Source organism: Pseudoneobacillus rhizolycopersici, assembly GCF_054786815.1.
This window is the reverse complement of the sequence record NZ_JBTOOE010000007.1, coordinates 122,467-147,416: the sequence shown is the minus strand read 5'-3', so window position 1 is coordinate 147,416 and position 24,950 is coordinate 122,467. Positions and strand designations below refer to the sequence as shown.

Annotated in this window: 24 protein-coding genes and 1 other annotated feature; of the genes, 22 read left to right on the top strand and 2 right to left on the bottom strand. The window is 37.7% G+C overall.

The genetic code is table 11. The annotated features are described in order from the left end of the window. The first annotated feature begins 28 nt into the window (after positions 1–28). The 22 genes from sigG to pyrE all read left to right on the top strand — a co-directional run bounded on the left by sigG (position 29) and on the right by pyrE (position 21,750). Positions 29–808 (top strand): RNA polymerase sporulation sigma factor SigG, encoded by a 780-nt coding sequence (sigG, locus tag ACX9YW_RS09960; protein WP_460345653.1) that lies wholly within the window; start codon positions 29–31, stop codon positions 806–808. Between the two features lie 88 nt (positions 809–896). Further along, positions 897–1,163, top strand: coding sequence for a YlmC/YmxH family sporulation protein (locus ACX9YW_RS09955; RefSeq protein ID WP_460345650.1), 267 nt, complete (start codon positions 897–899; stop codon positions 1,161–1,163). Positions 1,164–1,236: 73 nt separating this feature from the next. Continuing rightward, the gene (gene pgeF, locus ACX9YW_RS09950; RefSeq protein WP_460345647.1) at positions 1,237–2,055 is read left to right on the top strand and encodes a peptidoglycan editing factor PgeF; all 819 of its coding nucleotides are present in this window, start codon (positions 1,237–1,239) and stop codon (positions 2,053–2,055) included. 9 nt (positions 2,056–2,064) lie between these two features. Next, positions 2,065–2,736, top strand: coding sequence for a YggS family pyridoxal phosphate-dependent enzyme (locus ACX9YW_RS09945; protein ID WP_460345645.1), 672 nt, complete (start codon positions 2,065–2,067; stop codon positions 2,734–2,736). 17 nt (positions 2,737–2,753) lie between these two features. Further along, the gene (locus ACX9YW_RS09940) at positions 2,754–3,176 is read left to right on the top strand and encodes a cell division protein SepF (RefSeq protein ID WP_460345642.1); all 423 of its coding nucleotides are present in this window, start codon (positions 2,754–2,756) and stop codon (positions 3,174–3,176) included. A gap of 15 nt (positions 3,177–3,191) precedes the next feature. Then, positions 3,192–3,455, top strand: coding sequence for a YggT family protein (locus tag ACX9YW_RS09935; protein WP_460345639.1), 264 nt, complete (start codon positions 3,192–3,194; stop codon positions 3,453–3,455). A 49-nt stretch (positions 3,456–3,504) separates the two neighbouring features. Beyond that, positions 3,505–4,278, top strand: a complete 774-nt coding sequence (locus ACX9YW_RS09930; protein ID WP_460345637.1) for a YlmH family RNA-binding protein — start codon at positions 3,505–3,507, stop codon at positions 4,276–4,278. Between the two features lie 78 nt (positions 4,279–4,356). Further along, positions 4,357–4,875: a DivIVA domain-containing protein gene (locus ACX9YW_RS09925; RefSeq protein WP_460345634.1), complete on the top strand. Its 519-nt coding sequence runs from the start codon at positions 4,357–4,359 to the stop codon at positions 4,873–4,875. 50 nt (positions 4,876–4,925) lie between these two features. Next, positions 4,926–5,165, top strand: a binding site (T-box leader). A gap of 105 nt (positions 5,166–5,270) precedes the next feature. Next, positions 5,271–8,042: an isoleucine--tRNA ligase gene (ileS, locus tag ACX9YW_RS09920; protein WP_460345631.1), complete on the top strand. Its 2,772-nt coding sequence runs from the start codon at positions 5,271–5,273 to the stop codon at positions 8,040–8,042. 117 nt (positions 8,043–8,159) lie between these two features. Further along, positions 8,160–8,456, top strand: a complete 297-nt coding sequence (locus ACX9YW_RS09915; protein ID WP_460345628.1) for a TraR/DksA family transcriptional regulator — start codon at positions 8,160–8,162, stop codon at positions 8,454–8,456. 78 nt (positions 8,457–8,534) lie between these two features. Continuing rightward, positions 8,535–9,026, top strand: coding sequence for a signal peptidase II (lspA, locus tag ACX9YW_RS09910; RefSeq protein ID WP_460345625.1), 492 nt, complete (start codon positions 8,535–8,537; stop codon positions 9,024–9,026). Continuing rightward, complete coding sequence (locus ACX9YW_RS09905; RefSeq protein WP_460345622.1) at positions 8,998–9,909, top strand: RluA family pseudouridine synthase; 912 nt, start codon at positions 8,998–9,000, stop codon at positions 9,907–9,909. The genes lspA and ACX9YW_RS09905 overlap by 29 nt, the downstream gene beginning before the upstream one ends. A 202-nt stretch (positions 9,910–10,111) precedes the next feature. Then, positions 10,112–10,654, top strand: a complete 543-nt coding sequence (gene pyrR, locus ACX9YW_RS09900; RefSeq protein WP_460345619.1) for a bifunctional pyr operon transcriptional regulator/uracil phosphoribosyltransferase PyrR — start codon at positions 10,112–10,114, stop codon at positions 10,652–10,654. 153 nt (positions 10,655–10,807) lie between these two features. Further along, complete coding sequence (locus tag ACX9YW_RS09895) at positions 10,808–12,112, top strand: solute carrier family 23 protein (RefSeq protein WP_460345616.1); 1,305 nt, start codon at positions 10,808–10,810, stop codon at positions 12,110–12,112. A gap of 131 nt (positions 12,113–12,243) precedes the next feature. Beyond that, on the top strand, positions 12,244–13,179 hold the full coding sequence (locus ACX9YW_RS09890) for an aspartate carbamoyltransferase catalytic subunit (RefSeq protein WP_460345613.1): 936 nt from the start codon (positions 12,244–12,246) through the stop codon (positions 13,177–13,179). Further along, positions 13,145–14,425 (top strand): dihydroorotase, encoded by a 1,281-nt coding sequence (gene pyrC / locus ACX9YW_RS09885; RefSeq protein WP_460345610.1) that lies wholly within the window; start codon positions 13,145–13,147, stop codon positions 14,423–14,425. Before ACX9YW_RS09890 ends, pyrC begins: the two co-directional genes overlap by 35 nt. Beyond that, positions 14,422–15,510 carry a carbamoyl phosphate synthase small subunit gene (locus ACX9YW_RS09880; RefSeq protein WP_460345900.1) on the top strand — a complete coding sequence of 363 codons (1,089 nt, stop codon included), beginning with the start codon at positions 14,422–14,424 and terminating at the stop codon, positions 15,508–15,510. The genes pyrC and ACX9YW_RS09880 overlap by 4 nt, the downstream gene beginning before the upstream one ends. Further along, positions 15,507–18,719 carry a carbamoyl-phosphate synthase large subunit gene (gene carB, locus ACX9YW_RS09875; protein WP_460345607.1) on the top strand — a complete coding sequence of 1,071 codons (3,213 nt, stop codon included), beginning with the start codon at positions 15,507–15,509 and terminating at the stop codon, positions 18,717–18,719. The genes ACX9YW_RS09880 and carB overlap by 4 nt, the downstream gene beginning before the upstream one ends. Beyond that, a complete protein-coding gene (locus ACX9YW_RS09870) occupies positions 18,719–19,495 on the top strand; it encodes a dihydroorotate dehydrogenase electron transfer subunit (RefSeq protein WP_460345897.1) in 777 nt (258 codons plus the stop codon). The genes carB and ACX9YW_RS09870 overlap by 1 nt, the downstream gene beginning before the upstream one ends. Continuing rightward, complete coding sequence (locus ACX9YW_RS09865; protein WP_460345604.1) at positions 19,492–20,430, top strand: dihydroorotate dehydrogenase; 939 nt, start codon at positions 19,492–19,494, stop codon at positions 20,428–20,430. The genes ACX9YW_RS09870 and ACX9YW_RS09865 overlap by 4 nt, the downstream gene beginning before the upstream one ends. Beyond that, positions 20,402–21,118 (top strand): orotidine-5'-phosphate decarboxylase, encoded by a 717-nt coding sequence (gene pyrF, locus ACX9YW_RS09860; protein ID WP_460345601.1) that lies wholly within the window; start codon positions 20,402–20,404, stop codon positions 21,116–21,118. Before ACX9YW_RS09865 ends, pyrF begins: the two co-directional genes overlap by 29 nt. Continuing rightward, positions 21,115–21,750, top strand: a complete 636-nt coding sequence (gene pyrE, locus ACX9YW_RS09855; protein WP_460345599.1) for an orotate phosphoribosyltransferase — start codon at positions 21,115–21,117, stop codon at positions 21,748–21,750. The genes pyrF and pyrE overlap by 4 nt, the downstream gene beginning before the upstream one ends. A gap of 29 nt (positions 21,751–21,779) precedes the next feature. Here the strand turns inward: pyrE and ACX9YW_RS09850 are convergent, their stop codons facing one another. Both ACX9YW_RS09850 and ACX9YW_RS09845 read right to left on the bottom strand, forming a co-directional pair. Continuing rightward, entirely contained in the window at positions 21,780–22,835 is a 1,056-nt protein-coding gene (locus ACX9YW_RS09850; RefSeq protein ID WP_460345596.1) for an ATP-binding protein, read from the bottom strand. 326 nt (positions 22,836–23,161) lie between these two features. Further along, the gene (locus ACX9YW_RS09845) at positions 23,162–24,883 is read right to left on the bottom strand and encodes an Rqc2 family fibronectin-binding protein (protein ID WP_460345594.1); all 1,722 of its coding nucleotides are present in this window, start codon (positions 24,881–24,883) and stop codon (positions 23,162–23,164) included. Positions 24,884–24,950 lie beyond the last annotated feature (67 nt).

Below are 24,950 nucleotides of genomic sequence, written 5' to 3'. Positions count from 1 at the left end.
AGCAACTCCGAATGAGGAGGGAAAAAGATTGACTCGAAATAAGGTAGAAATTTGCGGTGTGGATACATCGAAGCTTCCAGTACTAAAAAACGAAGAAATGAGATTACTCTTCAAGCAAATGCATGCGGGAGATCTATCCGCAAGAGAAAAACTTGTCAATGGAAATCTCCGATTAGTCTTAAGTGTTATTCAGCGTTTTAACAATCGTGGAGAATTCGTTGACGACCTATTCCAGGTTGGCTGTATCGGGCTAATGAAGTCGATTGATAATTTTGATTTAAGCCAAAACGTAAAATTCTCAACATATGCAGTTCCAATGATTATCGGCGAAATTAGAAGGTACCTTCGTGACAATAACCCGATACGTGTTTCTCGCTCATTAAGGGATATTGCCTACAAAGCCCTGCAGGTGAGAGAACGATTAATGAGTGAAACTTCTCGCGAACCTACGGCTGAAGAAATTGCCAAAGTGTTGGAGGTCCCTCATGAAGAAATTGTTTTTGCTTTAGATGCTATTCAAGACCCAGTCTCATTATTTGAACCGATTTATAATGATGGTGGAGATCCAATCTATGTAGTTGATCAATTAAGTGATGATCGTAGTAAAGATACCCATTGGATTGAAGAGATTGCCCTCCAAGAAGGGATGAGACGTTTAAATGACCGTGAAAAACTAATTTTAAGGAAACGGTTCTTCCAAGGAAAAACCCAAATGGAAGTGGCCGAGGAAATTGGGATTTCGCAAGCCCAGGTTTCTCGCTTAGAAAAAGCGGCCATAAAACAAATGAATAAAAATATTCAAAGCTAAGCTGCTCGAAGTAAGAGCAGCTTTTTGTATTTATTTCTATTGGTACTCATATATTTATTATTAAGACAATTGGTAGGAGAGTGGGGAAATGGTGAAAATATCTGATTTTCAAATTAAGGATGTAGTAAATGTCGCTGATGGAAAGAAACTAGGGAATATTGGCGATATTGATATTAATTTAACAACGGGCAAAATTGACGCTGTAATTGTTAGTGGTACCGGCAAAGTGCTCGGGTTTTTTGGTAAAGAGGAAGACATCATTATTCCTTGGAAAAATATATTAAAAATAGGGGAAGACGTCATTTTGGTGCGCTATAAAGATCAAGAGGTTAAGTATATCGAAGAAGAGGCTTAAAAAGCCTCTTCTTTATTATGAAGTGGAAACTATTTTATGGTAAACTAAAGAAAACGTGTAGAGGTTGGCGAAAATGGAGTCTTTTGTTTTAAAAGGTAAAGAATATTTGGCCATAGAAGAATGGGAGAACAATTGGCCAAATTTAGTTGTTGGATTTTCTACAAAAAATGGTGGACTGAGTAAAGGTGATTATTCTACATTAAATATGGGTTTCCATGTAGGTGACAATAGTGATATAGTATGTCAAAATAAACAGACAATCGCTAGTATAATCAATTTTCCTTTAAACAATTGGGTAGCTGCGGAACAGACACATGGAATAAATATAAAAAAAGTAACCAGTTCTGACTTAGGAAGCGGTTCTTTTCAATACGATGATTCAATCTTAAATACGGACGGGTATTACACGAATGAAACAGGAATCCTTTTAACCCTTTGTTTTGCTGACTGTGTTCCCATTTATTTTATTGACGACCAATCGAAAATGATTGGAATCGTTCATGCCGGCTGGAAAGGTACTGTAAATGGTATTACCCGTGAGTTTGTTAATACTTGGAGGAAAATAGGGATACAGAAGTCAAATATTAAAGTCGCTATTGGACCATCCATATGTAAAAATTGTTATATTGTTGATGATTATGTAATCAATTTCGTCGAAAAGACACTAGAAGATGTCGAAAAAAAGCCCTATAATTTAATAAAAGCAAATCAATATCATTTAGATTTGAGTGAACTAAATAAACAAATATTAATCCGTTATGGAATTAGGGAGTCAAATATTTTAGTCACAAATTATTGCACAAGCTGTCATTCCGAATTGTTTTTCTCTTATCGAAGGGACAGTGGTCAAACAGGGCGGATGATGAGTTTTATCGGATGGAAGGAGGATTAATAACCTTTAATGGATGTGGTAACTAATCTGAAGAACCTTAATCAGCAAATTTCTGAAACATGTCGACAATCTAATCGGAATCCTAATGATATTAAAATCATCGCCGTTACAAAGTATGTAAGTATTGATCGTGCTAATGAGGCCTTAGCTGCAGGAGTTGAGCACCTTGGTGAAAATAGGGATGATGGGCTTTTATCGAAATGGCAGGTATTGAAAAATAAGCCAATTTGGCATTTTATTGGGACACTTCAAACCAGGAAAGTAAAAAATATTATAGATGTAGCCGATTATATCCATTCTTTAGATCGACTTTCTCTTGCAGAGGAAATCAACAAACGGGCAATCCAAAGAAAAAAATGTTTGGTCCAAGTAAATGTTTCAGGTGAAGATAGCAAACACGGACTTTCTCCATCGGAAGTGGTTTCTTTTATTGAAAGTCTTAAAGATTATCCCAATATATTGGTTGTAGGATTAATGACAATGGCTCCAAATACTAGCGATGATACAATGATTCGCCATTGTTTTCGAACTCTTAAATCATTACAGGGACAAGTAATGGAAAGGGGCTTCGAGCATGCCCCATGTTTGGAATTGTCCATGGGGATGTCCAATGATTTTAAAATCGCCATTGAAGAAGGAGCGACAATGATTCGAATTGGAACTGCTTTAGTCGGTGAATAGTAGAAAGGGGTGTCTAAATGAGCATAAAATCTAAATTTAAAACATTTTTCTATCTAGATGACAATTCTGATGATTATGAAGAAGACTTTGTTGAGGAAGAAGAACAAGAACCTGCTAAACAACTAAAAAAGTCAACGGCAAAGCAAAATATAGTAAGTCTTCAAAGTATTCAAAAATCCTCAAAAATGGTTTTAATTGAACCAAGAGTGTTTGCAGAGTCACAAGAGATTGCTGACCATTTAAAAAGTCGTCGTTCTGTCGTGGTTAATTTACAACGAATTGAACGGGACCAAGCCCAAAGGGTGATTGACTTTTTAGGTGGTGCTGTCTATGCACTCGGTGGAGATATCCAAAAAATCGGGATAGACATTTTTTTATGTACTCCTGATAATGTTGAGGTTTCAGGAAATATATCGGAAATGTTTAAACAACATGATTAGAGGTGGTTAAAAATAATGGATCTTTTGTTTTCATTAATCTATAGGCTCATTGAACTTTATTCATGGGCACTTATTATTTATATTCTACTATCTTGGTTTCCTAATGCTAGAGAATCATCATTTGGGCAAATTTTAGCAAGAATTTGTGAGCCTTACTTAGAACCATTTAGAAGATTCGTCCCACCGATCGGAATGATTGATATCTCTCCAATTGTGGCCATTCTTGTATTAAGGCTTGCCACATCAGGGTTACATCAGATTTATGGATGGCTTGTTTAACGAGTAGGGTTATATAACCCTATTTGTTTTTATTTTAAAGGAGTAAAGTATGAACATTTACCAACATTTTCGACCAGAAGAGCGAGAATTTATTGATCAGGCATTACAATGGAAAAAAAGTGTTGAGGATACCTATACATATAAACTTACAGATTTTTTAGATCCTCGGCAGCAGCAAATTCTTCAAATGATCATAGGGAACGGTTCGGATGTTCTTTGCTATTTTTTTGGTGGTACAGATCATTCAGAAAGGAAAAGAGGAATTATTTATCCTGATTATCATATTTTGAACCAGGACCAATTTCAAATTATTTTATATGAATTGTCTTATCCAAAAAAATTTGTATCGATTGAACATAGGCAAGTTCTTGGAAGTTTAATGTCACTTGGCCTAAAAAGAGATAAGTTTGGTGATATATTATTTGAAGGAGACAGAATTCAAATTATTGCTGCAAAAGAAATTGGTCATTATTTAGAAATGCAGTTTACATCTGTTGGAAAATCAAAAGTTTCACTTAGAGAAATTGAGCCTAATCAAATCCTGTCTCAACATTTCGATTGGAATGAAGAGATTATAATAGTATCCTCCTTAAGATTAGACAGTATCATTTCCGCGTTTTATAATATCTCAAGACAAAAATCGCAAAGCTTTATTGAACAAGGGAATGTCAAAGTAAACCATTCTGCCATCTTAAAACCATCGTTTGAATGTGGTGAGTTTGATTTAATTTCCTTACGAGGACATGGGCGAACTAAGGTGATTTTAATAGACGGGAAAACTAAAAAGGATAAATGGAGAATTGTTGTTGGAAAACAAAAATAATTGTCAAAACAAAGCAGGATTTAAGGAAAACCTGTCGAATTATGTACGATATATAAAAGTTCTTTAGGAGGTTGCATAATGCCATTAACACCGTTGGATATACACAATAAAGAATTTAATCGGGGATTTCGTGGATACGATGAAGATGAGGTAAATGAGTTTTTAGATCAGGTCATTAAGGATTATGAATTAATCATTCGTGAAAAAAAAGAATTAGAAGAGCGGGTCAATGAATTAAATGGTCGTTTAAGTCATTTTACTAACATTGAGGAAACATTAAATAAATCTATAGTGATTGCTCAAGAAGCTGGGGAAGAAGTAAAGCGAAATGCTAGCAAGGAGTCGAAGTTAATAATTAGAGAGGCAGAAAAGAACGCTGATCGCATCGTTAATGAAGCCTTGTCGAAGGCAAGAAAAATTGCCCTTGAGATTGAAGACCTTAAAAAGCAATCGAAGGTATTCCGAACTAGATTCAAAATGTTAATTGAAGCACAATTAGATTTACTAAATAACGATGATTGGGATCATTTATTACAGTATGAAATCGATGCAACTGAGTTAAAAGGCTTAGAAGAGGATATTGAAATTAAATCTTGACGTGATGTTGAAGACTAACATATAATTTTCTAATAAAATAAAAATATGGCTATTTGACAATGACAGGGACAGTACATAATGATTCCTTTTTAAGCGAGTTGGGGAAGGTGAAAGCCCATCAAAGGATTATTTTCGGAAAATCACCCTTGAGTTCTAAATCGAAATTTCTTATTTCTTGGAGAGTAGGTTTGGCGTCTAGATCACGTTACGATTGCTTAAAGTGGATTATGTTTTTGATAATCTATAAGGGTGGTACCGCGGGAATAATACAATGCCTTCTCGTCCCTTTTGGGATGAGAGGGCTTTTTTTATTTTCGAAAAGTATTATCCTTCTTGTTTAAGGTTATATTGTCAAAAGCGATGATTTTTGTAAGTTAGGTTTAGGAGGAATAGAAATGGATTTTAAAGATACGTTATTAATGCCACAAACTGAGTTTCCAATGCGGGGAAATTTACCAAAACGTGAACCGGAAATTCAAGGGAAATGGCAGCAAGTGAATATTTATGAAAAGGTACAAGAGAGAACAAAAGAACGCACGATGTTTGTCCTTCATGATGGACCTCCTTATGCAAATGGAGATATTCATATTGGTCATGCCTTAAATAAAATTTTAAAAGACTTTATTGTTCGTTATAAGTCAATGAGTGGATTTAATGCCCCTTATGTTCCAGGTTGGGATACCCATGGGTTGCCGATAGAGCAAGCTCTAACAAACAAAGGTGTTAAGCGAAAAGAAATGACCGTTGCCGAATTTAGAAAGCTTTGCGAAAAATACGCCTATGAACAAATCGAAAGTCAACGGATTCAATTTAAACGCTTAGGGGTTAGAGGTGATTGGGAAAATCCGTATATTACCTTAAAGCCTGAGTACGAGGCTCAGCAAATTAAAGTATTTGGTGAAATGGCTAAAAAAGGTTACATTTATAAAGGCTTAAAACCGGTGTACTGGTCTCCTTCAAGTGAATCTGCCTTAGCTGAGGCAGAAATTGAATACAAAGATAAACGATCTGCCTCTATTTATGTTGGCTTTAAAGTAAAGGATGGAAAAGGACTGTTAGATTCAGGGACAAATGTTGTTATCTGGACAACGACTCCTTGGACAATTCCAGCAAATTTAGCGATTGCCCTACATCCAGAATTAACCTATGTTGTATTAGAAGTAAATGGTTCTAAATATGTTGTTGCTGAAGCTTTAGTAGAATCAGTTACAAAGGAAATTGGTTGGGAAAATCCAACCCTATTAAAGAAACTTAAAGGCGAAGAATTAGAGCAGATTATTTGCCAACATCCATTTTATAATCGCGAGTCTGTTGTTGTACTAGGTGAGCATGTTACGACTGAAGCTGGAACCGGCTGTGTTCATACCGCACCTGGACATGGAGAGGACGATTTCCTTGTCGGTCAAAAATACGGTCTAGAGGTTCTGTGTCCTGTCGATGATAAGGGATATATGACAAAGGATGCCCCAGGATTTGAAGGATTATTTTATGACGAAGCAAATAAGCCGATTACTGAAAAGCTGCAAGAAGTTGGGGCTCTATTAAAACTAAGCTTTATTACTCACTCATACCCACATGACTGGAGAACAAAAAAACCGGTTATATTCCGAGCTACGGCTCAATGGTTTGCCTCCATTAAGGATTTCCGCGAAGAGCTTTTAAAAGCTGTGGAAGAAACAAACTGGGTGCCTGCATGGGGTGAAACAAGATTATTTAATATGGTTCGTGACCGCGGCGATTGGTGCATTTCCCGTCAACGTGTGTGGGGAGTACCAATTCCAGTTTTCTTTGCTGAAAATGGTGAAGTCATTATCACAGATGAAACAATCAATCATGTTTCAGATTTATTTAGAAAGCATGGCTCCAATATTTGGTTTGAAAAAGAAGCAAAAGATTTATTACCTGAAGGCTTTACTCATCCAGGAAGTCCAAATGGCAGATTTACGAAAGAAACCGATATCATGGATGTTTGGTTTGATTCTGGTTCCTCTCATCAAGCTGTATTAGAGGAAAGAGAAGATTTACAAAGACCAGCAGACCTTTACCTTGAAGGGTCAGATCAATATCGAGGTTGGTTTAATTCTTCATTATCAACAAGTGTTGCCGTTACAGGAACAGCACCGTATAAAGGCGTTTTAAGTCATGGCTTTGTCCTTGATGGTGAAGGCCGTAAGATGAGCAAATCTTTAGGGAATGTAATTGTACCAGCAAAGGTAATGGATCAATTAGGAGCTGATATTTTACGTTTATGGGTTGCATCTGTTGATTATCAGTCTGATGTTCGTGTTTCTGATGCCATTTTAAAACAAGTTGCTGAAGTCTATCGTAAGATTCGTAATACGTTCCGTTTCCTTTTAGGTAATCTTTCTGACTTTAATCCAGAATTGGATGCGGTATCTTATGAAAATCTTCGTGAAGTAGATCAGTACATGTTGGTAAAGTTAAATAAATTAATTAAGCATGTCCGTGCTTCATACGAAAATTATGAATTTGCAGGAATATATCATGCGGTTAATAATTTTTGTACATTAGATTTAAGTGCATTCTACCTCGATTTTGCAAAGGATATTCTATATATTGAGGCAAAAGATCACCAAGATCGCCGAGCCATTCAAACGGTTCTTCATGAGTGTTTATTAGCACTAACGAAACTTGTTTCACCAATTTTACCGCATACTGCAGATGAGGTTTGGGGCTATATTCCTTCCGTACCGGAAGAAAGTGTTCAATTAACGGATATGCCAGAATACCGAGAGTTTGAAAATGGACATCAGCTAGAAGAAAAGTGGACTCAATTTTTAAAACTTCGAGATGATGTTTTAAAAGCATTAGAAGAAGCGCGAAATGCAAAAGTAATTGGAAAGTCTCTTAATGCAAACGTTACTTTATATGTAAATGAAAAGACTAAATTATTACTTGAGAGTATTAATGAAAATTTAACTCAATTATTTATTGTGTCAGGCTTTGAAGTAGCTGATTCCTATGATCAGGCTCCAGAAAATGCGTTGAAATTTGAAACAGCAGCTATTGTTGTCACAAAAGCTGAGGGTGAGACATGCGAACGTTGCTGGGTAGTAACTCCGGAAGTAGGTAAGGTGTCAGAATATCCAACACTTTGTTCTCGTTGTGCAGACGTCATTAAAGAGAACTATGCGACTAATGCCTAAATTTTACTTAAGACAGAACTTCAAGTTCTGTCTTTTTACATTCATTCCAAATGTTGTTTCGTTTTAAATCGTAATGAAAGCAAATACTATTTGTAATATCATTACGGAGGTGTTAAAATGAAAGTTTTTGAAAAGAAGCTTTATGAGGAACTCCGTGATTTTGAACGAGAATTAGCCGAAAAACTAAGAAATAATACGGTACACCAAAATGTTCGAAAATTTGTTGAGGCTGAGTTGAAAGATGTCCAAACAACTATACAAAAGATCGAATGTGGGGAATTTGGGAAATGTGAAATATCGGGAGAGTTAATTCCTTTTGACCTTCTTGCGGCTATTCCAACGGCCAAATCTCTTCAGGACTTTGACCAAATGAAAAGTTACTTTAGGAAGCCACATTCCTATTATTACGAATAAAATGTAAGCATAATTGTCTATGTCGATTATATTGTGCTAAAATGCAAAGGAACGCTAGTTAAGTTTGGAGGTTTCTTTGTGTATTTTTACATAATCGCTCTTATTGTGATTTTGTTAGACCAGTTTACGAAGTGGCTTGTTGTAAAAAAAATGTATCTTGGTGAAAGCATCACCATTATTGAAGATTTTTTATACATCACTTCCCATCGTAATAAAGGTGCTGCTTGGGGTATTTTGCAAGGACAAATGTGGTTCTTTTATGTTGTCACTGTTATCGTTATCATCGGAATTATTTATTACATTCAAAAGCACGCAAAAGGAAAATGGGTACTTGGTACCTCATTAGGGCTAATGCTTGGGGGAGCAATTGGCAACTTTATTGATCGTTTATTTCGAAAAGAAGTTGTCGATTTTGTTAATACCTTTATTTTTAGTTATGACTTTCCCGTATTTAATATTGCCGACTCCGCACTAGTTATCGGTGTAGGTTTGTTAATGATACAAATGATTCGTGAAGAGAGAGAATCGAAGGAGAAAACAAATGGAGAAGATAGAAGTCCTCATTCATGAGGAACAAAAAAATGACCGGATTGATAAGGCGATAAGCACAATTAATGAAGAATGGTCGCGAAGCCAGGTCCAACAATGGATAAAAGATGGTCATGTTTTAGTGAATGGTCAAACAGTAAAATCCAATTATAAATGCCAAATAAACGATGTAATTGAAATTAGAATTCCTGAACCAGAAGTATTAGACGTCATTCCGGAAGAAATGAATCTAGATATTTACTATGAAGATGCAGATGTGGTTGTTGTTAACAAGCCAAAAGGGATGGTCGTTCACCCTGCTCCTGGTCATGCATCAGGAACACTTGTAAATGGATTAATGGCCCATTGCAATGATTTATCGGGAATAAATGGGGTTCAGAGGCCGGGAATTGTCCATCGTATTGACAAAGACACTTCAGGATTGTTAATGGTGGCCAAAAACGATTTAGCACATGAAAGCTTGGTCAATCAATTGGTGGAAAAAACGGTAACACGCAAATATAAAGCAGTTGTTCACGGTGTGATCCCTCATGATTATGGGACAATTGATGCCCCACTTGGCCGTGATCCAAGGGACAGGCAAAGTATGACAGTAGTGGATAACGGAAAACATGCTGTTACTCATTTTAGGGTAATGGAACGATTCAAGGATTTTACTTTTGTTGAATGTCAGTTAGAGACTGGCCGTACCCACCAAATTCGTGTTCATATGAAATATATTGGATTTCCACTAGTAGGAGATCCGAAGTATGGACCCAAAAAGACATTGGATTTAAACGGACAGGCTTTACATGCAGGCGTACTAGGGTTTAATCATCCTAGATCAGGTGAATATTTAGAATTTGAAGCTCCATTGCCATCAGAATTTGAAGACCTATTAAATCAATTGAGAAATAATCGTTGACATAAACAACATCCTTCATTATTATTAGGATAGTTAAATAAGCCCTTTAAAACAGTCCCGTGAGGCTGAGAAGGAATCGATTTTTAATTGTGGGGGAGACAGACGATACCCACATTTAAATTAACGAACTTAATCCCTCTCATCTTATACGGTGAGAGGGTTTTTATTTTTAATAAAATACGTCTGAAAGAAGGAATAAAGAATGGTCCAAAAAGCAGTCGTTTTAGATGAGCAAGCAATCAGACGTGCACTGACAAGAGTCGCTCATGAAATCATTGAAAAAAATAAAGGAATTGAAAATTGTGTGTTAGTCGGTATTAAGACAAGAGGCATTTTCATCGCCAAACGTCTTGCCGAACGAATTGAACAAATTGAAGAAAAGACCATTCCTGTCGGTGAAGTAGATATTACTTTATATCGTGATGACCTTACTAAAAAAACCGACAATGATGAGCCGTTAGTGAAAGGCTCGGATATTCCATTCGAAATAAAAAATCAGAAAGTTATCTTAGTGGATGATGTTCTTTATACAGGTAGAACGGTCCGGGCTGCGATGGATGCTATCATGGATATTGCAAGACCTGCAGCAATTCAGTTAGCCGTTTTAGTTGACCGAGGACACCGTGAACTGCCAATTCGTGCCGATTATGTTGGTAAAAACATTCCAACTTCGAGTGAGGAAAAAATTGTTGTCCAACTTAATGAAGTGGATCAACTTGAGCAAGTAAGTATTTATGAAAAATAAATATTCAACCCTTTAAGTGAAGTCCAGAGAGGCTGTCGAAGGGGAAAGGACAAAAGGAATATCTATGTTTTCTTTTGCCTCTAATCCTACCCTCTTGATAGTTCTCCGACTACAAGAGGTTTTTTTTGCAAAAAAATGATAGGAGCGATTGATGTGAACAAACCAATATTAGATGTAAATGATAAACCGAATGCATTCCAATGGCTGACTTTAAGTCTACAACACCTATTCGCCATGTTTGGTGCAACCATTCTTGTACCTTTTCTTGTTGATTTATCTCCTGCGATCGCATTAATTTCAAGTGGGCTAGGAACTATCGCTTTCCTTATCATCACAAAATGGAAAGTACCTGCCTATCTAGGTTCTTCCTTTGCCTTTATAGGTCCTATCATTGCTGCCAAGGCAACCAGTGGCCCAGGGGGAGCAATGATTGGAACATTTCTAGCGGGGTTAGTATATGGAATTGTCGCGCTAATTATTAAAGCAGTGGGCTATCGATGGATAATGAAAATACTTCCTCCAATCGTGGTTGGGCCAGTCATCATTGTAATTGGTCTAAGTTTAGCTGGGACAGCGGTTAATATGGCCATGATAGATAGTGTAACGAATGAGTACAGCTTGTTACTTTTCTCAGTTGCTCTAGTTACACTTGCTGCTACGATTATTTGTACGATTTATTTTAAAGGAACAATGGGCATGGTCCCAATTTTGTTTGGAATAATTGTCGGTTATATATATGCTGTTTCAGTTGGAATCGTCGATTTTACTTCGGTAAAAACAGCAGATTTGATTGAGCTGCCTGATTTCTTGATTCCAGGTGTGGACTACTCGATAAAATTATCATTAGATATTGTCCTCCTTATGGTTCCGGTAGCAATTGTTACAATATCTGAACACATTGGACATCAGTTAGTGCTTAATAAGGTTGTCGGCCGAAATTATTTTAAAGAACCAGGATTACACCGATCCCTTTTAGGAGATGGAATGGCAACAATGATTTCTGGTTTAATTGGTGGTCCACCAAAAACAACATATGGAGAAAACATCGGTGTAATGGCGATAACAAGGGTTTATAGTGTCTATGTAATTTTGGGTGCTGCTATTTTAGCCATAATTTTTGGATTTAACGGCAAAATTACTGCCTTAATTGGATCTATACCGACACCGGTTATGGGGGGAGTATCCATTCTCCTCTTCGGAATCATTGCTTCATCGGGATTGCGAATGCTGGTGGATAGTAAAATAGATTTTGGTGACAAACGAAATTTAGTCATTTCTTCGGTTATTCTAGTAATTGGAATTGGTGGGGCCTTTATTAAAGTATCAGATGAATTTCAAATTCAAGGAATGGCTCTAGCGGCAATTTGCGGAGTGGTACTAAATTTAATTTTACCTGGAAAAGAGTCAGTTAAAGAAGATTTATTTGAAGAAGAGACAACTGAAGATCAAGTAGCGTAACCTTTTAAGAATGGTCCAGTGAGGCTAAAAAGGGTGTTTGCTTTTAACATGCCTAGTAAAGATAATTACTAGCTTCCGACACCCTGAATGAAATGATTCAGGGTGTTTTTTTGAAAAAGGGGGAGAGACGTTTGAAACATTTATTAACTACTTCTGAATTATCTGTATCGGATATGGTTGAAATTTTGCAATCAGCCGATAGATTCGCCAGAGGAGAAACCTGGAACTCGGAAAGACAATACTTTGTTGCAAATCTGTTTTTTGAAGCAAGTACAAGAACAAAATGCAGTTTTGAAGTAGCAGAAAGAAAATTAGGCTTGTCAGTCATCCCCTTTGAAACAAGTACCTCGAGTGTTGTTAAAGGAGAGACACTATACGACACCGTTAAAACATTAGAATCAATCGGCATAAATGCTGTTATCATACGTCATCAACAAGAAAATTATTTTAATGAACTTCTTGGAAATATAAACATACCAATTATTAATGGTGGGGACGGATGCGGCCATCATCCAACTCAGTCCCTACTTGACCTTTATACGATTAAACAAGAATTTGGAAGTTTTGAAGGTCTAAAGGTAGCGATAATTGGCGATATCAAGCATAGTCGTGTTGCTCGTTCAAATGCAGATGCGTTAGTTAGACTGGGAGCAAGGGTTGTTACTAGCGGACCTGATCATTGGTTTGATAAAGAAATGATGAGAGAATGCCCGTTTGAGCCAATGGATGATGCCATAGCAAATTCGGACGTTGTCATGTTACTTAGGGTCCAACAAGAACGCCATTCTGCAATGCAAGGATTTTCTGTAGAGGATTATCATCAAAAATATGGTCTGACAATTAAAAGGGAAAAAATGATGAAACCTACAAGTATCATTATGCACCCCGCACCGGTAAATCGTGATATTGAAATTGCTAATGAGCTAGTTGAATGTCCACGATCTAGAATATTTAAACAAATGGAAAATGGTGTTTATGTCCGAATGGCCGTATTAAAACGAGCATTGATGAATGAGATGGGGGAGAACCAAAATGATTATCAAAAACGCCAAGCTATTTACATATAACAATGAACTAGAGTCTTTTGATGTTTTTATTGAGGATGGAAAAATAAAAGCGATTGAAAAAAATATTGAAGTAGCAAATGAGGAAATTGTTGACGGAAAAGGATTACTGCTTGCACCGGGATTTATAGATCTCCATGTTCATTTGCGTGAGCCAGGTGGCGAAAAAAAGGAGACCATTGAATCAGGTACAAAAGCAGCTGCAAAGGGTGGGTTTACAACCATAGCCGCGATGCCAAATACAAGACCTGTTCCCGACAATTCGGAAATGCTAGATTGGTTGAATAAAAGAATTAAGGAAACAGGTATCGTCCGAGTTTTACCGTATGCTTCGATTACAAAGAGAGAGCTAGGAGAAGAATTAACAAATTTCAAAGATTTAAAGAAATCAGGAGCCTTTGCCTTTACAGATGATGGTGTAGGCGTTCAATCGGCTGCCATGATGTTAGAGGCAATGAAACAAGCGGCAAAATTAAACATGTCAATTGTGGCCCATTGTGAAGAAAATACATTAATTAATAAAGGCTGTGTACATGAAGGAAAATTCTCTGATGTAAATCAATTAAGAGGAATCCCATCTGTTTGCGAATCCGTTCATATTGCCCGAGATGTTTTATTAGCTGAGGCAGCGGATTGCCACTATCATGTCTGCCATATTAGTACAAAGGAGTCAGTTCGTGTTGTTAGAGATGCTAAACGAGCGGGTATTAAAGTCACAGCTGAGGTAACCCCACATCATTTATTGTTAAGTGAGGATGATATTCCTGCTATAGATGCCAATTATAAAATGAACCCGCCATTGCGAGGCGAGCTTGACCGCTTAGCATTAGTGGAAGGTCTGTTAGACGGGACGATTGATTTTATCGCGACCGACCATGCCCCTCATACAGCGGAGGAAAAGGCAGAAGGAATGCAATTAGCACCATTTGGTATCGTTGGTCTGGAAACGGCATTTCCATTATTATATACAAATCTAGTAAAAGAAGAAATTATTACCTTGAAACAATTAATCGATTTTCTAACTATTAAACCTGCTGAATCCTTCAATCTACCGTATGGAAAATTGGAAGTAGGGGCATCAGCCGACTTAGTATTAATTGACTTAGACATGGAACAAAGCATCATCCCTGAGAATTTCTTATCAAAAGGAAAAAACACACCATTTGCAAACTGGAAATGCCAAGGCTGGCCGGTTTTAACGATTGTAGAGGGAAAAATCGTTTGGAAACAGGAAAGGGTGGAAGTATGAAACGACAATTAATATTAGAAGACGGCACAGTTTTTATTGGGAAGGGCTTTGGAAGTGATGTCGAAAAGATAGGTGAGGTTGTTTTTAATACGGGAATGACGGGCTACCAGGAAATACTCTCGGACCCATCCTACTGTGGCCAAATAGTTACCTTAACTTACCCATTGGTAGGGAATTATGGAATTAACCGTGACGATTTTGAGTCTATCCATCCAGCCATCAGCGGATTTATCGTTAAGGAAGTAGCTGATTTTCCTTCTAACTTTAGAAGTGATTGGAACTTAAATGAATATTTTAGAATGAAGAAGATTCCTGGAATATCAGGAATTGATACTAGAAAGTTAACAAGAATTATTCGTAGGTACGGCACGTTAAAGGGAGCAATCTGTGGAATCGAAGAAAATGTTGAAGAGATACTGGACAAACTGCGTCAAAAAAATTTACCGACTAATCAGGTTGAACAAGTGTCTACTAAAACCGCATATCCAAGTCCAGGCCGTGGTTTTCGGATTGTCTTAGTCGATTTTGGGATGAAACATGGAATTTTACGAGAGTTAAATAAACGGGATTGTGATGTAATTGTTGTTCCATATAACACTACGGCTACTGAAATCCTCCAGCTGCGTCCGGATGGAATTATGCTTTCTAATGGACCTGGGGACCCGAAGGATGTACCCGAAGCAATCGAAATGATTAAAGGGATCATTGGCCATGTACCGCTATTCGGAATATGTTTAGGTCACCAGCTGTTTGCTTTAGCTTGTGGTGCGAATACCGTGAAAATGAAATTTGGACATCGTGGCGGTAATCATCCAGTGAAGGATTTAACAACTGGCAAAGTAGCCATTACTTCACAAAATCACGGCTATACAGTTGAGGAAGCATCCCTTTTTGGAACTCCATTAGAAGTAACTCATATTGCTTTAAATGATGGGTCAATCGAAGGGATGAAACATAAAACAGTACATGCCTTCACCGTTCAATATCATCCGGAAGCCTCACCAGGACCTGAGGATGCCAATTATATATTTGATCAATTTTTACAAATGGTTAAAAACGTAAAAGAGGAAGGGGTTACAGCATGACGAAACGAACGGATATTCATTCGATATTAGTAATTGGGTCTGGTCCAATCATCATTGGGCAGGCAGCTGAGTTCGATTATGCGGGCACGCAAGCTTGTATAGCTTTAAAGGAAGAAGGCTATAAAGTCATTTTAGTAAATTCAAACCCAGCAACCATCATGACTGATACGGAGATGGCGGATGTTGTCTATATTGAACCACTTACCTTGGAATTTGTTAGTCGAATTATTCGTAAGGAACGCCCTGATGCTATTCTAGCAACTCTTGGTGGCCAAACAGGATTAAATTTGGCTGTAGAACTGGCTGACTCTGGAATTCTTGAAGAGTTCGGGGTCGAAATCCTTGGTACAAAGCTGTCAGCTATACAACAAGCAGAAGATCGTGAGCTGTTCAAGGATTTAATGAATCGATTAGGAGAACCGGTTCCAGAAAGTGCGATTGTTCATAGTGTGGGAGATTCTTTAGCCTTTGTTCAACAAGTCGGCTACCCGGTCATTGTTCGCCCTGCCTTCACGCTAGGAGGAACCGGTGGGGGAATTTGTCATGAAGAAAATGAACTTATTGAAATCGTTTCAAGCGGAATCAAGAATAGCCCAGTTGGTCAATGTTTATTAGAAAAGAGCATCGCTGGTTATAAAGAAATCGAGTATGAAGTTATGCGAGATTCAGCGGATAATGCGATTGTTGTATGTAATATGGAGAATATTGACCCTGTAGGAGTACATACCGGGGATTCGATTGTTGTTGCTCCAAGCCAAACACTTAGTGACCGTGAATATCAATTGTTGCGTAATGTTTCATTAAAAATCATACGGGAACTTAAAATTGAAGGTGGCTGTAATGTTCAGCTTGCGCTAGATCCCTATAGTTTTCACTATTATATAATCGAGGTCAATCCGCGGGTAAGCCGTTCATCAGCACTTGCTTCCAAAGCCACAGGCTATCCAATCGCTAAGCTTGCTGCAAAAATTGCTGTCGGATTAACCCTTGATGAAATGATGAATCCGGTAACCGGAAAAACCTATGCTAGTTTCGAACCAGCCCTTGATTATATCGTCACTAAGATTCCTAGATGGCCTTTTGATAAATTTGAATCTGCCAACCGTTCGCTAGGCACTCAAATGAAAGCAACTGGTGAGGTAATGGCGATTGGTAGAAACTTTGAAGAATCCTTGTTAAAGGCAGTACGGTCACTAGAAACCAATACATTTCATCTAGAACTTGCCGGAGCAGAAAAGTTTGACCATGAAACAATCGAAAAACGGATTCGCAAGGCTGGAGATGAAAGGCTGTTCTATATTGCTGAAGCGATTAGAAGAGGAACTAAGATTGAGACCATTCATGAGTGGAGCCAGATTGATTTGTTTTTCCTTTATAAAATCAAAGGAATTATCGAACTAGAAAAAACTGTTATGGAAGAACCGTTTAATTATGAAATGGGTAAGCTAGCAAAGGAAAAAGGCTTTGCCGATATAACCCTTGCGAAACTTTGGAATTCTAATGCCCTAGAAATTTACAATTGGAGAAAAGAAAACGACCTAATCCCGGTATATAAAATGGTTGATACATGTGCAGCAGAGTTCGAATCAGCGACGCCATACTTTTACGGAACATATGAAGATGAAAATGAATCGATTGTAACAGACCGCAAAAGCGTAGTTGTTTTGGGGTCCGGTCCGATACGAATTGGCCAGGGAATTGAGTTTGACTATGCGACTGTTCATTCTGTATGGGCGATAAAAGAAGCAGGATATGAAGCAATAATAATCAATAATAACCCGGAAACCGTTTCGACCGATTTTAGTATTTCAGATAAACTTTATTTTGAACCATTAACAATCGAAGATGTTATAAATATCGTTGACCTAGAAAAACCAATGGGTGTTGTTGTCCAATTCGGAGGCCAAACCGCAATTAATCTTGCGTCTGCACTTGTTGCAAGAGGCGTAAAGATTTTAGGAACTAGCCTTGAGGACTTAGACCGGGCGGAAAATCGAGATAAATTTGAACAGGCATTGGCACAATTAAAAATCCCGCAGCCGTTAGGAAAGACAGCACTTTCAGTCTCTGAGGCAGTTAGCATCGCTTCAAATATCGGCTATCCGGTGTTAGTACGTCCATCCTATGTACTTGGCGGAAGAGCAATGGAGATTGTCTATCATGAACAAGAGCTTCTTTACTATATGGAAAATGCGGTCAAAATCAATCCTGAACATCCGGTGTTAATTGACCGTTACTTAACAGGTAAGGAGATTGAAGTTGATGCCATATCCGATGGGGAAAACGTATTAATACCAGGAATTATGGAACACATTGAAAGAGCAGGGGTTCATTCCGGTGATTCGATAGCAGTGTATCCGCCACAAACGATTTCAGCGAGTGTTAAGGCGAAACTTATCGAATACACAGAGAAGCTGGCTAGGGGTTTGAATATTGTCGGTTTATTAAATATCCAATATGTCGTCAGTGGTGAAGAGGTATTTGTTATCGAAGTAAATCCGCGTTCAAGTAGAACAGTTCCATTCTTAAGTAAGATAACAAATATTCCAATGGCTAAGATTGCCACAAAGATTATTTTAGGACAGTCCATCCTTGAACAGGGATATACGTCAGGACTGGTTCCAGAAAAAACGGGTGTTTATGTCAAGGTTCCTGTTTTCTCTTTTGAAAAGCTACGCCGGGTGGATATCACTCTTGGACCAGAAATGAAATCAACAGGAGAAGTAATGGGCAAAGATCATACTCTTGAGAAAGCTTTATATAAAGGCTTAATAGCCGCAAAAATGAAGATTAAAAGGTCAGGTACTATCCTGTTAACGGTTGCAGATAAGGATAAAGAGGATGCACTACTCTTGGCAAATCGTTTTGCTGCGATTGGCTTCAAGCTTGTTGCAACCAGTGGGACGGCAAACTTTATGAAAATGAACGGTGTTGAGATTGAGGTTGTTGAGAAAATTGGTTCGTTTGGAGAGACTTTACTCGATGCTATACGAAAAGGCGAAGTCCAAATGGTCATCAATACCTTAACAAGAGGGAAGCAGCCGGAACGGGATGGGTTTAAAATCCGCCGTGAATCTGTAGAAAATGGAATACCCTGCCTAACTTCATTAGATACAGCTGATGCGATACTAAAAGTTTTAGAATCGATGACTTTCTCTACCGAAGCGATGGAAGGACACCCCATTTCAAAGGAGGCGGTACTCTTATGATAAAACAAGAGCATTGTTTTGTAGTTGAACAAATTGCAATAGCTGAAAATATTTATAAGCTCACTTTACAAGGTGAGATTGTTTCTGAAATGAAGGAACCTGGTCAGTTTGTCCATTTAAAAGTGACTGACGGTATTGCCCCTTTACTGCGCAGACCAATTAGCATATCTAATATTGATCAAAAGAATAAACAATTTTCTATGATTTATCGTAAAGACGGTATTGGTACTTCTCGATTAGCTGAAAATTCTAGCGGGATGAGCGTTGATGTACTCGGTCCACTCGGAAATGGTTTTCCAGTCGCAACGGCAAAGCAGGGAAGTACTGTTATTTTAGTTGGTGGCGGTATTGGGGTTCCCCCTTTATACGAGCTATCAAGGCAATTAAAAGATAGAGGGGTAAATGTCATCCATGTATTAGGGTTTCAGACAGAGAATGTTGTTTTCGGTGAAGAAGATTTTATGGCCTTAGGTGAAACCTACATCGTTACAGCTGATGGTACTTATGGATATAAAGGCTTTGTAACAGATGTGTTAAAAGAATTTCAGTGGGATTTTGACACGATGTATGCCTGTGGACCAACCCCAATGCTAAAAGTTTTAGCAACTCTATACCCAAATAAAGAGGTATTCTTGTCTCTTGAAGAACGAATGGGATGTGGAATAGGTGCTTGCTTTGCTTGTGTCTGTCATTTGAAAGATGACCCAAATGGATACTCTTATAAAAAAGTGTGTAGTGATGGCCCAGTATTTAGAGCGGGGGAGGTAGTTCTGTGAGTTTAAGTGTTCGATTACCAGGTTTAGACTTGAAAAATCCAATTATGCCAGCCTCTGGCTGTTTTGGATTTGGTAAAGAGTTTAGTCAGTTTTATGACCTAAGTACTTTAGGAGCAATTATGATAAAAGCGACAACGGTTGAACCCCGATTTGGCAATCCGACTCCTCGCGTCGCGGAAACTTCAGCTGGGATGTTAAATGCCATCGGGTTGCAAAATCCAGGTCTTGAAAAAGTTTTACATGAGGAACTGCCCTGGCTAAATCAATTTGATGTTCCAATCATCGCTAATGTGGCAGGATCTACTGAAGAAGATTATGTTGAAGTGGCAGCAAAAATTTCGAAAGCCCCGAATGTCCATGCACTTGAATTAAATATCTCTTGCCCGAATGTGAAAACTGGAGGCATCGCCTTTGGAACCATTCCAGAAGTTGCCAAACAGTTAACTAAAAAGGTAAAAAGTGTATCGAGTGTCCCTGTATATGTAAAGCTTTCACCAAATGTGACGAATATTGTTGAAATGGCAAAGGCAATAGAAGAAGGCGGGGCAGATGGACTTACGATGATTAATACGTTACTTGGAATGAGACTAGATCTTAAAACAGGGAAACCAATCCTTGCAAACAGAACTGGTGGTTTGTCAGGTCCAGCGATAAAACCTGTGGCGATTCGGATGATTTATGAAGTGAGTCAGCATGTCAATATACCCATTATTGGAATGGGTGGAGTGCAGACCGCTGAAGATGTAATGGAGTTCTTTTATGCAGGAGCGAGTGCTGTTGCTGTTGGCACTGCCAATTTTGTGGATCCTTTTATATGTCCTAATATAATTGAAGAACTACCATTGTTGTTGCAAAAGTTTGGTATAGACCATATCTCTGAATGTACGGGAAGGAGCTGGGGAAAAAATGAAAAATTCGCTTATCATCGCGCTTGATTTTTCAAATAAACAAGTGATTGATCGTTTTCTTGAAAAATTTCAAGGTGAATCTCTATTTTTGAAGGTCGGTATGGAACTTTTTTATCAAGAAGGTCCTAGTATCGTAACGTATTTAAAGGAAAAAGGACACAGGGTATTCCTTGATTTAAAGTTACATGATATCCCTAACACCGTTTATCACGCCATGAAAGGTATTGCTTCATTAGGTTGTGACCTCGTCAATGTTCATGCTGCAGGTGGAGTTGACATGATGAAAGCGGCTCTCCGTGGACTGGAGGAAGGAACAAACCCAGGTGACCGTAGACCGTTTTGTATTGCCGTCACGCAACTTACAAGTACTTCTGAGGAACAAATGCAAAAGGAACAATTAATATCCTCGTCCTTAAAGAAATCCGTTATTCATTATTCTATGCTCGCGAAAGAAGCTGGCTTGGATGGAGTCGTTTGTTCCGTACACGAATCAAATCTAATTCATGAAATACTAGGGTCTGATTTCTTGACTGTCTGTCCTGGAATAAGATTGAGTAACTCGGATTCACAGGACCAGAAACGGGTCGCAACTGCAAAATATGCAAATAGTTTAGGTGTTTCCTCCATTGTGGTAGGAAGAGCAATTACTAAAGCAAATAACCCAAAGGAAATGTATCAACTTTTACTAAATGAATGGAGAGGTGTTTTTGCATGAAAAGGGAAATTGCCGAGCAATTATTATCAATTGGAGCTGTTTCATTAAAACCAACAGAGCCGTTTACCTGGTCTTCAGGATTAAAATCTCCTATTTACTGTGATAATCGTTTTACAATAGGTTTTCCTGAAGTCCGCAAAAAAATTGCAAATGGTCTAGCGGCCTTAATTTCTGAACATTTTCCTCAGGTAGAATGTATTTCGGGTACCTCAACAGCAGGAATTCCACATGCTGCTTGGGTGAGTGATATACTTCATTTACCAATGAATTATGTTAGAGGAACCGTTAAAGCCCATGGGGCAGGTAAACAAGTTGAAGGGATGGCTCTTGCAGGACAAAAAATGGTGATAGTCGAGGATTTAATCTCTACAGGTGGAAGTTCGATAACCACTGCAAAAGCACTTAAGGCAGCCGGTTGTGAAGTGCTTGGGATTGTCTCCATTTTTACATATGAATTAGAGCAAGCGATGCAAAATTTTGAATCAGAAGGACTAAAGTTTGTATCCTTATCTGATTATTCTTCCTTGGTGGAAGTGGCGGAAGAAAACGGGTATATTAAAAAAAGTGAGCTTCAAAGTTTAATAGATTGGAAGAAAAATCCTAAGGAATGGGCAAAAGAGCTTTCCTTATAGGAAAAACCGAGGAGGCTTCCCCTCGGTTTTTATTTATTTTTAATAGGGAAAGTAAAATTGAAGGTAGTTCCCAATCCTATTTTACTTTCTACCCTTATGACTCCATTCATCGCCCGAACGATGCTATAGACCACCATCATGCCAAGTCCGGTTCCTCTTGAACCTTTTGTAGAATAATAAGGTTCACCTAAGCGAGCAATTTGCTCCTTTGTCATTCCAACACCTGTGTCTTTCACTTGAATCGTAATGGAGTTTTCTCCTAACTCTGTGCCAACCTGTAGCAATCCTCCGGTTGGCATCGATTCAATCGCATTCTTTATGACATTAATAAACGCTTGTTGAAACTTTTGCCGATCGCCTTGAATAGAACCAATGACAGAAAAATCGGTAGCAACTTCAACTGAGTTCTGATTGGCAGTAGGTTGAAGTATAGTAATGATTTGTTGTAATTCCTTTTTTACATTCAATTCCTCTTGAACCATAATGGATGGTTTAGCAAAAGTTAAATAGTCCTGAATGACCTTTTCCGCAGCTTTCAGTTCCTCCTTGACAATTAGCAAATATTCTTGTTGTTGTTTCCTAGGAAGATAGCCATCTAGCATTAATTGCACAAATCCACTAGCGGCCGTTAGTGGATTACGAATTTCATGGGAAATGGCTGCTCCCATCTGTTCGACGGCATGTAGTTTTTCTGCTTTAATTAATTGATGTTTCATTTCTACGGTTCTTCGAACGTATTCCATTCCATAAGAGATTAATCCGATACCAAGGGGAGGAATGATGAGATAGGCAAATAATGCATCAATCATTCTATCTCGAGTACTAATCATTTCCATTCCAATAACAGTAATAATACCAAGGATTACCCCAATACTTACGGAGATAAATATCCGATGCTTCGGGATCTGTTTTTGAAACCATGGGTATATTCGCCATAAAATAACTGCTAATGGTGTATATAATAAGGTAGTTAAATAAAAACCGGTATCTATTCCAAAAAATGCACGAAAAAAAATAATAGCTAGGGAAAGGATCAGACCAAGTCCTAGATACAAGCTCCCGATTACATATGGAATAATTCGCAAATCAAACCGTGCTGAAGGAACAGGGTGATAAGAAAATTGGATACATGTCCAAAGTAGTAATAATATTAAAAGGATAAGTGCAGGTTTAGAAATGCTCGTTTTTCTACTTCTCTCAAAAATTACTAAACAAAAAAATACAAAAAACATGATTAAAGAAAAATTATATAAAAAGTGCTTAGTGATTTCCAATAAGTTCACCGTCCGATATGGGCTGTTAGTGAAATTTTATAAATAATTCCGTAGATAAACAATATTATTTTTAAAATATACCGATATTTGTAAAAATATTTGTATAACTTACTGCTTTTAAAAAATCCCTCAACCTATTAGGCTGAAGGATTTTTTGCTTTTAATGAAAGAACTTTTTCTTCATTAGGAGTAACATAAATGGTTTGCTGTTGATCATAGAAAACAAATCCTGGCTTTGCCCCATTAGGTTTTTTGACAAATCGTACTCTTGTGTAATCGACCGGAACAGAGCTAGATAATTTGGCTTTACTAAAATAGGCAGCAAGTGTAGCAGCTTCCAAAATTGTCGTTTCATCAGGATTTTTACTGCGAACGACCACATGGGATCCAGGGATGTCCTTCGTATGGAACCAAATTTCATCTCTGCCTGCAAGCTTGTTGGTTAAATAATCGTTTTGTTTATTATTTTTACCAACTAAGATCTCTGTGCCGTCACTGGCCCAGTAAATCTCAAGTTGTGGTTTTCCTTGAGTGTTGGCTTTGGATTTCTTCCTTTGTTTTTCACGAATATAGCCACCCTCAATCAATTCTTCACGAATCTCGGCAATATCTCTTATCGAGGCGGACATTAATTGTTGCCAGAGGATATCGAAATAAGCATACTCTTCTCCTGCTAAACGAATCTGCTCCTCGACAATGGTAATCGAATTTTTAGCCTTTTGATATTTAGAAAAATACTTTTGGGCATTATCCGAAGGGGTTTTTAATGGGTCTAAAGGAATCAAAACAGTTGCTTCATTTTCATCATAATAATTGAGGACTTGTATCTCCTTCATTCCTTTTTGCAAAGAATACATATTGGCCGTTAACAATTCCCCGAATAATTGATATCGATCAGCCTTCGACGCCTCTTCTAATGTCAGTTTTAATTTTTCAATTTTTTTTGCGTTTTTTTCCATTTCATTTTGGATAAACCGTTCTAAATCATTTGCTTGTTGTCTAACACGGTCACGCTCTGCTTTACCAAAGTAAAACCTGTCTAATAGTTCACTTAATGTTGAATAGCTCTTTTTTTCACCATTTATATGCCCAAGTGGTAGAAAGTAAAATGCCTCTTTTTGTTCATTAATAGATAGTGTTGGTTTGATTTTACCTTCCTTAATGTCACTCATCATAACTAAAAAAGTTTTAGGAACAGTAACACGATTAGCTAAACCGCTTCGATAGATGATTTCCTTTGCCATTAGAGGGGAGAGCCCTGCAAATTGTTCAACTAACTGTTTATCGACCTTTCCAGCATTAAAATCTAATCTCTTTAAAATATCGGTTTCTTCCAAATGAAATGGATTTTGCTTTTCTTGTTGAGGAGGTAGGACGTAAGCATGTCCTGGTAAAATAGCTCGATGGCTATTTACGGCATATGAAACATGCTTAATACTATCAAGAATGGTATTTTTTTCTTTATCCACCAAAATGATATTACTATGTCTCCCCATGATCTCAATAATCAGCTGTTTATAAGTCAGATCTCCTAACTCATTTCTACCCTTTACCTCCATAACAATAATTCTATCTAGTTCAATTTGATATATATTTTCAATAATTCCTCCTTCTAAATGTTTTCGTAAAAGCATACAAAACATCGGTGGTTCATTCGGGTTATCATACGATTCGTTGGTCAATTGAACTCGAGCATAGCTTGGATGTGCCGATAGCAATAGCTTATGGTTCTTCCCGCTTGCTCTCACTGTTATAATCATTTCATTTTTATAAGGTTGGTAAATTTTATTAATTCTGCCGCTAATTAACGACGAAATTTCTTCAGTCATTAATTTGGTAAATAGTCCATCGAAAGACATTGAAATACATCCTTTTCTAAAAAAAATTTTCTTAGTAACTTTAATTATTTTAAGCTCTTCTCCTTAT

What these genes read in the sequence shown, in the direction of transcription:
- ACX9YW_RS09935 (WP_460345639.1), top strand. Translation starts at nt 3,192, where the DNA reads ATGGATCTTTTGTTTTCATTAATCTATAGGCTCATTGAACTTTATTCA.
- pyrE (WP_460345599.1), top strand. Translation starts at nt 21,115, where the DNA reads ATGAAAAGGGAAATTGCCGAGCAATTATTATCAATTGGAGCTGTTTCA.
- ACX9YW_RS09925 (WP_460345634.1), top strand. Translation starts at nt 4,357, where the DNA reads ATGCCATTAACACCGTTGGATATACACAATAAAGAATTTAATCGGGGA.
- pgeF (WP_460345647.1), top strand. Translation starts at nt 1,237, where the DNA reads ATGGAGTCTTTTGTTTTAAAAGGTAAAGAATATTTGGCCATAGAAGAA.
- ACX9YW_RS09880 (WP_460345900.1), top strand. Translation starts at nt 14,422, where the DNA reads ATGAAACGACAATTAATATTAGAAGACGGCACAGTTTTTATTGGGAAG.
- pyrC (WP_460345610.1), top strand. Translation starts at nt 13,145, where the DNA reads ATGATTATCAAAAACGCCAAGCTATTTACATATAACAATGAACTAGAG.
- ileS (WP_460345631.1), top strand. Translation starts at nt 5,271, where the DNA reads ATGGATTTTAAAGATACGTTATTAATGCCACAAACTGAGTTTCCAATG.
- pyrR (WP_460345619.1), top strand. Translation starts at nt 10,112, where the DNA reads ATGGTCCAAAAAGCAGTCGTTTTAGATGAGCAAGCAATCAGACGTGCA.
- ACX9YW_RS09915 (WP_460345628.1), top strand. Translation starts at nt 8,160, where the DNA reads ATGAAAGTTTTTGAAAAGAAGCTTTATGAGGAACTCCGTGATTTTGAA.
- ACX9YW_RS09940 (WP_460345642.1), top strand. Translation starts at nt 2,754, where the DNA reads ATGAGCATAAAATCTAAATTTAAAACATTTTTCTATCTAGATGACAAT.
- ACX9YW_RS09930 (WP_460345637.1), top strand. Translation starts at nt 3,505, where the DNA reads ATGAACATTTACCAACATTTTCGACCAGAAGAGCGAGAATTTATTGAT.
- carB (WP_460345607.1), top strand. Translation starts at nt 15,507, where the DNA reads ATGACGAAACGAACGGATATTCATTCGATATTAGTAATTGGGTCTGGT.
- ACX9YW_RS09955 (WP_460345650.1), top strand. Translation starts at nt 897, where the DNA reads ATGGTGAAAATATCTGATTTTCAAATTAAGGATGTAGTAAATGTCGCT.
- ACX9YW_RS09905 (WP_460345622.1), top strand. Translation starts at nt 8,998, where the DNA reads ATGGAGAAGATAGAAGTCCTCATTCATGAGGAACAAAAAAATGACCGG.
- ACX9YW_RS09945 (WP_460345645.1), top strand. Translation starts at nt 2,065, where the DNA reads ATGGATGTGGTAACTAATCTGAAGAACCTTAATCAGCAAATTTCTGAA.
- ACX9YW_RS09845 (WP_460345594.1), bottom strand. Translation starts at nt 24,883, where the DNA reads ATGTCTTTCGATGGACTATTTACCAAATTAATGACTGAAGAAATTTCG.
- pyrF (WP_460345601.1), top strand. Translation starts at nt 20,402, where the DNA reads ATGAAAAATTCGCTTATCATCGCGCTTGATTTTTCAAATAAACAAGTG.